This is a genomic window from Anaerolineae bacterium, assembly GCA_014360855.1.
In the GTDB taxonomy this organism is placed as follows: Bacteria; Chloroflexota; Anaerolineae; order JACIWP01; family JACIWP01; genus JACIWP01.
Genome location: JACIWP010000104.1, coordinates 1 through 10,046, shown reverse-complemented (window position 1 = coordinate 10,046; position 10,046 = coordinate 1). Strand labels below are relative to the sequence as shown.

The window sequence follows — 10,046 nt, the reverse complement described above, 5'->3', positions numbered from 1 at the left end:
GCGGACACTGCCCGTCCAGCACACCGAGAAGCGCTCCGCCGGCACGCCCGGGACCGGGCTTCCAAGCCCCCAATCGTAATCAATCACCGTTTCCTGCCGGCGCGCCCTGGGTTCCCCCGCACAGGTCAAATTGTCGAAATAGGAAGCCTCTAATTCCATGGACGCCGCTTCTGCAGTGCTGGCCCCCGGGACAGGGGCCAGACTCAGCCAGGCCGGCTCCGTATCATCCGCCAGGTTATAGGTCAAGCGCATCACGTCGCGGCCGTCGCTGCGCATGATGAACAGTTCCCTGCCGTTCAACCCCTCTCCTCGTCCCGCATAGCCGACGAAGACCAGCCAGGAGCCATCCGGCGACCAGCGGGGCTGTTCCGCACCGCCGGCGAAATCCGTGAGCTGGCGCAAATTGCCGCCGGCCATATCCATGACATATATCTGGAACACGCCGGTGCGGTTAGAGACGAAAGCGATCTGGTCACCGACCGGTGAGCATGCCGGCTGCCAATCCACCGCCGGCGAGCTGGTCAAGGGTATGCGCCCTGAGCCGTCGGCGCTAGCGCGGATAATATCCCAGTTGCCGTCCTCTCTCACGCTGTACACCACGTAAGTCCCATCGTAGCTCCACGCGGGCTGGCCGGCCGCGGAGCGCTCCGTAGTCAGCGGCCGGGCATCCGTGCCATCTGCCCGCGCGGTCCAAATCTGGTCCGCACCGTCCCGGTCTGAGACATACGCCAGCCGCTGGCCATCCGGGGACCAGGCCGGCTGTTGGAGGTTGGCCATATCTTCCTGCCAGACGCGGGGATGCCGTTCTGCTCCGTCCAGCATCCACAGGCTGTGGTATTGGCCGGCCAAACGCTGGACAAACACCACTTGGCCGAACCGATTCACCGCCGGCTCTCGGCTGTCCCCCAATCCCGCAAACACTCGTTCGATGCCGGTGCCGTCCAGCCGCATGCGGTACAGCGCGTACGGACCATCGCGATTGCTGACGAACAACACTTCGCCATCCGGCACGACCAGCACAGTTCGCTCTGCAGTGGACACCATATCCCCTGCCGGCGTCAACCCACGCGCGCTGACGTGATGGAGGCCCGGCCAACCGGCAGTCCATTCGGCCTCCACATTCCAGGGGGAGTCATCCGCCGGCAGGGAGCGAGCGGCTACCTGGATAGGAGCGGAATCCACCCACAGCTCGATGCGGTACACGTCCGCTCCCCGGCACTCCGCTTGAATGGTGACGGAGCCGCCGGCGGTCACCACCGTTCCCTCCGCCGGCGCGGCCAGCACAATCTCCCGCCGAGGCGGAGGAGGGTGGAGCCGGCTGACTACCAGGTGAATGAGAATCCCGTACGCCCCGATCACTGCCGCGGCCAGTGCCCCCAGGATAAGCCACTGGTACAGCCGGAAGCCCGAGCGCAAGGTTTCTGTCCTGTTCTCCATGCCCCGCTCCTACCGATATCCCCGCAGGTTGGCCGACTCCAGGGAAAGCCGGCAGGCGCCGGCCTCCTGATCCAGGGATACAACACGCAGCCTGATGGTCACATCCTGCGCCACCGCGGCCGCAGAATCCTGCACCACGGCGCGCCAGGCAGTGCCCATGCCCTCCCCATCCGCCGGCATGACCTCCATGTTGCGCCACAGGGGCGTCTTGGTGCTCCCAGCACCCCCGCCCCATTCCCATCCATACTGCGCCAGACAGGGAGGAGCGGAAGCGCGCGGCGGCCTGTCCGTGTCCAGCCGCACGATCAGGTTCAGCGTGTACTGCGCGCCGGGCCGCAGTCCCTGGACGGGGAGCTGATACGACGCCGTTCCTCCCGCATCGGGCAGGAGCGGGGTATTCTCCGAGAGAAACTCCGCCGCTTCTCCCACGGCAACCTCCTGGCCGGCCCAGGCGACATGGCCGCCAGCGCCCCAGACCTCCGCGCGCAGATAATGCCGGCCGACGGTTTCCGGCCGCCAGATGAGGCGCGCATCCCGCGGTACAGGCCCGGCGCGTCCATCCAGCGCCGTCAGGATGTGGTCATCATCGTACAGCACGAGCGCCTGAACTTCGCTATCCCCATCCACGGTGACGCGTATAACGGTCTCGACGCCGGCCATCACGAAGGATGGCACACCTAACGAAGCCTGAGGCGGTTTGGGATGCTCCTCCTCCAGCACGCCGGGGCGATATGCCGCCAGGCGGGCGTCATCCAGGTACAGGCTGGCCGGCTGTTGGGAGAACTCGCGCCGGCGCCATAGGCGGACACATACCAGCCCTGCCTCCGCCGGCGCGGTGAAGCTGGTCTCCAGGGGAAGCCAATATTGGCCGGCCTCCTCTTCCTGGACCGCTGGCCAGGGGATGTCATGCCATACAGCGACCTTCCGCCAGGTCACGTCCTGCCCCCATGCGGCGCCCCACTGGGCGCGCACCGGGGCATCCAAGCGTTCAGAGGAGGAAGCCGTCAGCCGGCCGCGCAGTCCCAACATGTAGGTCTGTCCGGCGGCCAGTGTCACCGCCTGGCAAATGCCGGCGAACTGCGCCCCGCCCACCAGCGCCTCCTCCGCCGGCAAAAGCTGAATGCGCTGGGCGCTCTTGCCCTGCCATGACTGGCCCCGCCGGCCGGCATCCTCCCAAATGTACCATCCCCCGCCCCCGCTGTCGAACGCCGACCATTCCACAGCCGCTCCATGCGGAGAGAATCCCTCTTCAAACGAGCCGTTCCTCAGCAGTTGGGGGGAGGAAAGCAAGAGGGGCGCGGCCGGCGTTGCCAGGAATATCAGCAACAGCACAGCGGCGGCCGCTGTAACAAACAGGGCATAATTCCAGGAGGATAGGCGTCTGGTCACCAGAGACATGGATGGCTTCTCGCCGGCGGTTCAGGCATTCGTTCGGGGATATTATACCACAATTTATACAGCCGGGCGTTGGAACTGCCGGCCGCTCGTTTTGCTCCAGCTCCCTATGGGAATATAATCTATACTACTGTGCGGAGCTCCATGAGGTAGATAGGCATACACTCTTACATGACAGGAGAACGTCGAAGCCATGTCTCTGCATCCAGAAGGTTCTGCGGCTCCTCCTTTGTCCAGCGAGCGCCGGCTCGCCGGCGTCGCCCTGAAGTGGTGGGTGCTGGTTTCCGTGGGCATCGCCACATTCATGACCGCGCTGGACAGCAGTGTGGTCAACGCCGTGCTCCCCATCATCACACGCGACTTCCGATCCGACATGCTCATCACCAGTTGGGTGGTCACCGTTTTCCTATTAGTGCTGAGCGGATTACTGCTCACATTTGGCCGGCTGGGAGACCTGTACGGACACAAACGGGTGTTTGTCATCGGCTTCGTTATCTTTGTCATCGGGTCGGCCGCCTGCAGTTTCGCGCCCAGCGTCTGGGCGCTGATCGTCTCGCGCGCCTTCCAGGCTGTGGGAAGCGCCATCCTGGCTTCCAACGGGCCGGCGATCCTTACCACCACTTTCCCGCCCCAGCAGAGGGGACAGGCGCTTGGCATGCAGGCCACCATGACCTACCTCGGCCTGACCCTGGGGCCATCGCTGGGCGGATTCCTGACGGCGTTGTTCGGCTGGCGCTCCGTGTTCTTCATTAATATCCCTATCGGCCTGTTCGCACTGCTCATCGCCACACGGGTGATTCCCGCCGGCAGGGTCACCAACCACGCCGAGCGCTTCGACCCCCTTGGCGCCGGCGTCTTCATGATCGGCCTGGTGACCCTGCTCTTTGGGCTAAACCGCGGCCGGGATTGGGGCTGGCTCTCACCGCGCACCCTGGGATGCATCATTGCGGCCCTGGTACTGCTGGCGCTGTTCGTGCGCATCGAACGGCGCGTGCCCTATCCCATGCTGGACCTGGACCTGTTCCGCTCGCGGACCTTTACGGTTGCCACGGCCTCGGCCATCATCGTCTATATCTGTTTGTACAGCGTTTCCATTCTTATGCCTTTCTACCTTATCCAAGCGCGCGGGATGAGCCCTGACCACGCCGGCCTCATCCTCTCGGCCCAGGCGGTGGTCATGGCGGTATTGTCCCCGCTGACCGGCACGCTGTCCGATAAAATCGGCTCCTTCTGGCTCACCAGCGCCGGCCTGACGGTGCTGGCATTGAGCATGGCGCTGATTTCCCTGCTGGGTCCCCAGACCCCCCTCACCAGGGTGCCGCTCCTGCTGGGCATCCTGGGCATTGGCATGGGCCTGTTCACCACCCCCAACAATAACGCCCTGATGGGGTCCGCGCCGCGCCACCGCCAGGGAGTGGCCGGCGGCATCATGGCCTCGGCGCGCAACGTGGGCATGGTGCTGGGCATCGGCTTCAGCTCGGCCATCTTCTCGACGGTCGAGCTTCAGGCCCAGCGCGCCGGCGACCCGCTGGCCTTTTACCGCGGCTTCCACGTCACCTTCCTGGTGATGGCCGGCACAGCGCTGGTGGGGCTGTTCGTCTCCACCCGCCGGCGCTGGAACGGATAGCCGCATGGGGAATGCAAAAGGGGCCGGCAACATGCCGGCCCCTTTGTTATGCGGTAAAGGTCCTCATTCGTTGGCGCCGCGCCGCTGGATGCCCTCCAGATAGCCGATGGCGTTCGGCCCCAACTGCGCCGCATTCCCTTCGTCCGTATCCACATGCATTTCCAGCCGGAAGTTGGGGTGCACGCGCACGATGACATCGCCGAAGATCAGCTCGCGATCCCCCTCCACGCGCACCATCACCACGTCCTTATCTTTCAGCCCGAACAGCAGGGCATCTTCCGGCGACATATGGATATGGCGGTGGGCGATGATGACACCCTTATCCAGCTTCACCTCACCCTTCGGGCCGCGGATGATGAGGCCAGGTGTGCCTTCCAGGTCTCCCGACATGCGCACCGGGGCGTTGATGCCGAGCTGGAACTCCTCCGTGCGGGAGATCTCGACCTGGGTCTCGCCGCGCGGCGGCCCCAGCACGCGCACCCGCGGGATTTCGCGCCGCGGCCCCACCAGGGTAACCGTTTCTTCACAGGCGTATTGGCCGGGCTGGGATAATTCGAACGCCGGCGTCAGCGTATAGCCCTCCCCAAACAGCGCCTCCACATGTTCGGGCGAGAGGTGCACATGATGCGCAGAGACAGCGATGGGGATGGGGCGTTTTTGCCGGCGCATCATCTCGGAGATATCGCGATAGCCGAGCACGCGCAAGGTCTCGCGGGCGATCATACGGGCCGGGTTGCTGTGCACCACCAACACCTTGACCTTCGAATGGGGGTCGGAGATGTCATAGACCCCGTTGCGGCTGACATCCACTTGGCGGTTGCGCACCTCGTCAATGAGGATGCCGAGATGCCACAGGCCCTGGCACGCCAGGGCGCGGATGCCGGCGCTGTTCTCTCCAATGCCGCCGGTGAAGACCAGTGCATCCAGGCCGCCCAGCGCGGCAAAATAGGCCCCGATGTACTTGCGCACTCGATAGGCAAAGGCCTGCGCCGCCATCATAGCTCGGCGGTCGCCGCTGTTGGCCGCCGCCGCCACATCGCGCATATCCCCCGACGTCCCCGAAAGGGCTTTCAAGCCGCTCTCCATGTTCAGCATAGTCTCGATTTCGTCGGGACTCATGCCCTTGTGCTTCATAAGATAGGTGACCACGGCCGGGTCAATGTCCCCGGAGCGGGTGCACATGATGAGCCCCTCCAGCGGGGTCAGGCCCATGCTGGTATCGATTGAGCGGCCGTGGTCGATGGCGCAGATGGAGGAGCCGGTGCCCAGATGGCAGGTGATCATTTTCAGACGGGAGAAGGGGCGCTTCAGATAAGCGGCGGCCTGCAGGCCGGCGTACTGGTGGGACAGGCCGTGGAACCCATAGCGCCGGATTTTGTGCTCGGTGTACAGTTCCTCGGGGATGGCGTAGCGGAACGCATATTCCGGCATGGTCTGATGGAACGCCGTGTCGAAGGCCGCCACATGCGGCACCTCGGGCAGGAGCTCCATCGCCACCTCAATGCCGAGGATGTTCCAGATATTATGAATCGGCGCCAGGTAAGAGGCCTTGCGGATGTCCTCCAGCACCTGCTGGTCAATAATCACCGCATTGCTGTACTTCTCGCCGCCGTGCACCACGCGGTGACCGACCGCGCTGATCTCCCGCTTGTCCTTTATGACCCCCACCTCGGGATCCATCAGCAGTTCCAACGCCTTCTCGATGATCTGGCGGTGATCCAGCCCTTTCACCGAGAGCGTTTTCTGTCCCTTGCCGGTAACATGATACAGGGTGGCGCCGTCCTGGCCAATGTTCTCAACCAGGCCTTCTACGTTGTTCAGCTCGTTGGCGGTATCGAAGAGGTGGTACTTTAGCGAGCTGTGGCGCACATTCAGCACCAGGATCTTGGTCGGGCGCGCGGAGATGAGTTTGAGGCCGTAGGGGTCATCGGGGTCCTGGCCGGACTGCGCCAGTTCTTCGCGCTCGAGCCGGTCCCGCTCGATGATGGCAGTGCGGCGCGCCAGGGACTGGGAGAAAATGCGCATTGCCTTCGGGTCGCCCGTCACCCACATCTCAAAGACGACGGCCGGGATCAGCAGGGCGCGGGTCGGACGAATAGCGATCAGGTTGAAAGTGTTGGGTTCGTTGGTGAGGAGAGATATCTCGCCGAAGAAATCGCCGGCATTCAGCACCTCCAAACAGCGCGGTTCCCCCCAGCTTGCCGGCGTGCGCATCTCCGCCTGCCCTTCAATGATGATGCCGAGAAAGGTCGAGGGCTGGCCGAAGGTGATCATCGCCTCATCGGGGGCATAGATCGCCTCTTCCGCATGCTTTTGGATGATACCGAGGATCTCCGGCGAGGCCTCCCGCAGGATCGGGATCTTTTGAAGTTCTTCAAGGCTGGGCATGGACGATACCCTCCATGATTGTAGCTTCTTTCACAACTTCGTGCAAAATTTCACAGCTATTGTACCACGGGTGTAGCGAATTGTCCAAAAATGTGACAGGGAGATTTCCCCGCCGGCGCCCAATTTGCCGGCGACCACGTCAGGTTATATAATATTTTGTCGCGCAAAACTTCAGGCGATGCCGAAAAGGCGCAGGATATGGCCGGCTTCAAACTGGTCTCAGACTTCCAACCTACCGGCGATCAACCCCAGGCCATCGAAAAGCTGGTCGAGGGGATTCGCAAAGGGTATAAGCATCAGACCCTGCTGGGCGCCACCGGCACGGGCAAGACCTACGTCATGGCCCAGGTCATCGCGCGCGTCAACCGCCCGACGCTGGTCATCGCCCACAACAAGACCCTGGCCGCTCAGCTCTATGCGGAGTTTCGCGAGTTCTTCCCGCATAACGCCGTCGAATACTTCGTCAGCTACTACGACTACTATCAGCCCGAGGCCTACGTGCCGCAGACCGATACGTACATCGAGAAAGATGCTTCCATCAACGAGGAGATTGACCGCTTGCGGCTGGCGGCGACCTCGGCGCTGATGAGCCGGCGTGATGTGCTCATCGTCGCCTCCGTCTCCTGCATCTACAGCCTGGGAGACCCCCAGGAGTACGGCCGCGGGGTACTGCAGATCCGCCGCGGCGAAACGCGCCGGCGCGAGAAGCTCCTGCGCCACCTGGTGGATATCTTCTACGAACGCAATGAATACTACCTGGCGCCCGGTAAATTCCGCGTGCGCGGCGATACCATCGAGGTCCAGCCGGCCTACGAGGATATCGCCTACCGCATCGAGCTGTGGGGCGATGAGGTGGAACGCATCACCGAGATTGACCCGCTGACAGGCGAGATCCTCGGCAATCCCGATCAGATCGAGATATTCCCGGCCAAACACTTCGTCACCCCACAGGACAAACTGCAGGAAGCGTTGGAAGAAATCGAACAGGAACTGGAACAGCGGCTGGCGGAACTGCGCGCCCAGGGCAAATTACTGGAGGCACAGCGCCTGGAACAGCGCACCCGCTATGACCTGGAGATGCTGCGCGAGGTGGGCTACTGCCACGGTATCGAGAACTATTCCCGTCCGCTCAGCCGGCGTCCCCCTGGAAGCCGGCCGTGGACCCTGCTCGATTATTTCCCGGATGACTTCCTGACCATCATCGACGAATCGCATATGACCATCCCCCAGCTCCATGGGATGTATCACGGCGACCGCTCGCGCAAGCAGACCTTGGTGGACTACGGCTTTCGTCTGCCCTCGGCGCTGGATAACCGGCCGCTTACCTTCGAGGAATTCGAGGAGAGCGTCGGCCAGGTCATCTATGCCTCCGCCACGCCGGGGCCGTATGAGCGCGAGCACTCCCAGCAGATCGTCGAACAGATCATCCGCCCCACCGGCCTGGTGGACCCTCAGGTCATCGTCAAGCCCACCAAAGGCCAGGTGGACGACCTGGTGGAGGAAATCAAGAAGCGGGTAGCCGTCGGCGAGCGCGTGCTGGTCACCACCCTGACCAAGCGCATGGCCGAGGACCTTTCCGCCTATCTGGCAGAGCTGGGCATCAAAGTGCACTACCTGCATTCGGAGATCCATACCATCGAACGGGTGGACATCCTGCGCAAGCTCCGCCAGGGATATTACGATGTGGTGGTGGGCATCAACCTCTTGCGGGAAGGGCTGGACCTGCCGGAGGTCTCGCTGGTGGCCATCCTGGATGCCGATAAAGAGGGCTTCCTGCGCTCCGAGCAGGCCCTCATCCAGACCATCGGACGGGCCGCCCGGCATGTCCACGGCACCGCCATCATGTACGCCGACACCATCACTGAATCCATGCGGCGGGCCATCGAGGAAACGGAGCGCCGGCGCGCCATCCAAATGCGCTATAACGAGGAACACGGCATCGTCCCTACCAGCATCGTCAAGGAGATACGTGACCTCACCGAGCGCGTGCGCATGGTGGCGGAGGAGCGGCCGGCCTACGGCGTGCGGCCCGAAACCATGCCGCAGGAGGAGCTGAGGCACTGGATCGCCCAGCTCGAAGGGCAAATGAAGGAAGCCGCCGCCAATCTGGAGTTCGAGAAGGCCGCCATGCTGCGCGACCAGATCCTGGAACTGCGCCAACAGCTCGACGCCCTGGACGAGCGCCCGGAATGGGAGCGCTACCGTCAACGGCGTGTGCGAGAGCCGGCCCGATGAGCGAAACATCCACCCTCCTTCCATCATATATAGCCCTGCACCGCTCGGGTGAGCTTCGCCGGCGCGCCGAACAGGCCGTGGCCGGCCTGCGACACTGCTCCCTCTGCCCGCGGCACTGCGGCGTCAACCGCCTGGAGGGGCAGGTGGGATTCTGCCGCGCCGGCGCGCAGCCAGTGGTGGCAAGCTGGAACCTCCATCCCTGGGAAGAGCCGCCCATCAGCGGCACGCGCGGTTCCGGCACCATCTTCTTCTCCTACTGCACGGCCCGCTGTATCTTTTGCCAGAATTACCCCATCAGCCAGCTTGGAGTGGGCCGGCAGTACACCACCCGCCAGTTGGCCGACATGATGTTGGAACTGCAGGAGCGCGGCGCCCACAACATCAACCTGGTAACACCTACCCACTTCGTGCCCCAGTTCCTGGAAGCGCTGGAGCTGGCCGCCGGCGACGGCCTGACCCTGCCCATTGTCTACAACACCAGCGGCTATGAGACGGTGGAAACCCTGCGCCTACTGGATGGTGTGGTGGATATCTATCTGCCCGATGCCAAATATGCCGATGACGACGTGGCGCGCGCTGTATCATCGTTCGCCGGCTATGTGAGCGCCAACCGCGCCGCTCTGCAAGAGATATTTCGACAGGTGGGGGATGCGCTCATCCTGGACGAGAACGGCCTTCTGCGGCGCGGCATGATCATCCGTCATATGATCCTGCCGGCGGGCCTCTCCCAAAGCACGCAGGTGTTCCGCTGGATCGCAGAGCACCTTTCCCCCCATGTGTACGTCAGCGTCATGAACCAGTATTTCCCCGCCTACAAGGCGCTGGACCATCCCCTGCTGGGGCGCAAGATCACCGAGGAAGAATACGCCGAGGCCATTGACGCCTTCTTCGACGCCGGCCTGCACAACGGCTGGATGCAGGAATGCGAGCTGGATGATGCCGCCTGAGCCGGACAATAACGTGA

At 63.3% G+C, this 10,046-nt stretch carries 6 protein-coding genes; 3 read left to right on the top strand and 3 right to left on the bottom strand.

The genetic code is table 11. The features are described from left to right. Both H5T60_07275 and H5T60_07270 read right to left on the bottom strand, forming a co-directional pair. Positions 1–1,437 (bottom strand): PD40 domain-containing protein (locus H5T60_07275; GenBank protein MBC7242231.1); only part of this gene is annotated, 1,437 nt, incomplete at its 3' end. Positions 1,438–1,446: 9 nt separating this feature from the next. Next, positions 1,447–2,826, bottom strand: coding sequence for a hypothetical protein (locus H5T60_07270; protein MBC7242230.1), 1,380 nt, complete (start codon positions 2,824–2,826; stop codon positions 1,447–1,449). Between the two features lie 199 nt (positions 2,827–3,025). Here H5T60_07270 and H5T60_07265 point away from each other — a divergent pair, with 199 nt between their 5' ends. Further along, positions 3,026–4,459: an MFS transporter gene (locus tag H5T60_07265; protein MBC7242229.1), complete on the top strand. Its 1,434-nt coding sequence runs from the start codon at positions 3,026–3,028 to the stop codon at positions 4,457–4,459. A gap of 63 nt (positions 4,460–4,522) precedes the next feature. Here H5T60_07265 and H5T60_07260 read toward each other — a convergent pair whose 3' ends face one another. Next, positions 4,523–6,847: an acetate/propionate family kinase gene (locus H5T60_07260; protein MBC7242228.1), complete on the bottom strand. Its 2,325-nt coding sequence runs from the start codon at positions 6,845–6,847 to the stop codon at positions 4,523–4,525. A gap of 198 nt (positions 6,848–7,045) precedes the next feature. On the opposite strand from H5T60_07260, the gene uvrB reads away from it, so the two are divergent. Then, entirely contained in the window at positions 7,046–9,082 is a 2,037-nt protein-coding gene (uvrB, locus tag H5T60_07255) for an excinuclease ABC subunit UvrB (GenBank protein ID MBC7242227.1), read from the top strand. Further along, the gene (locus H5T60_07250; GenBank protein MBC7242226.1) at positions 9,079–10,029 is read left to right on the top strand and encodes a radical SAM protein; all 951 of its coding nucleotides are present in this window, start codon (positions 9,079–9,081) and stop codon (positions 10,027–10,029) included. The genes uvrB and H5T60_07250 overlap by 4 nt, the downstream gene beginning before the upstream one ends. Positions 10,030–10,046 lie beyond the last annotated feature (17 nt).

Excerpts from the sequence above, each read along its gene's own strand:
- H5T60_07265 (MBC7242229.1), top strand. The coding sequence starts at position 3,026 with ATGTCTCTGCATCCAGAAGGTTCTGCGGCTCCTCCTTTGTCCAGCGAG.
- H5T60_07260 (MBC7242228.1), bottom strand. The coding sequence starts at position 6,847 with ATGCCCAGCCTTGAAGAACTTCAAAAGATCCCGATCCTGCGGGAGGCC.
- uvrB (MBC7242227.1), top strand. The coding sequence starts at position 7,046 with ATGGCCGGCTTCAAACTGGTCTCAGACTTCCAACCTACCGGCGATCAA.
- H5T60_07250 (MBC7242226.1), top strand. The coding sequence starts at position 9,079 with ATGAGCGAAACATCCACCCTCCTTCCATCATATATAGCCCTGCACCGC.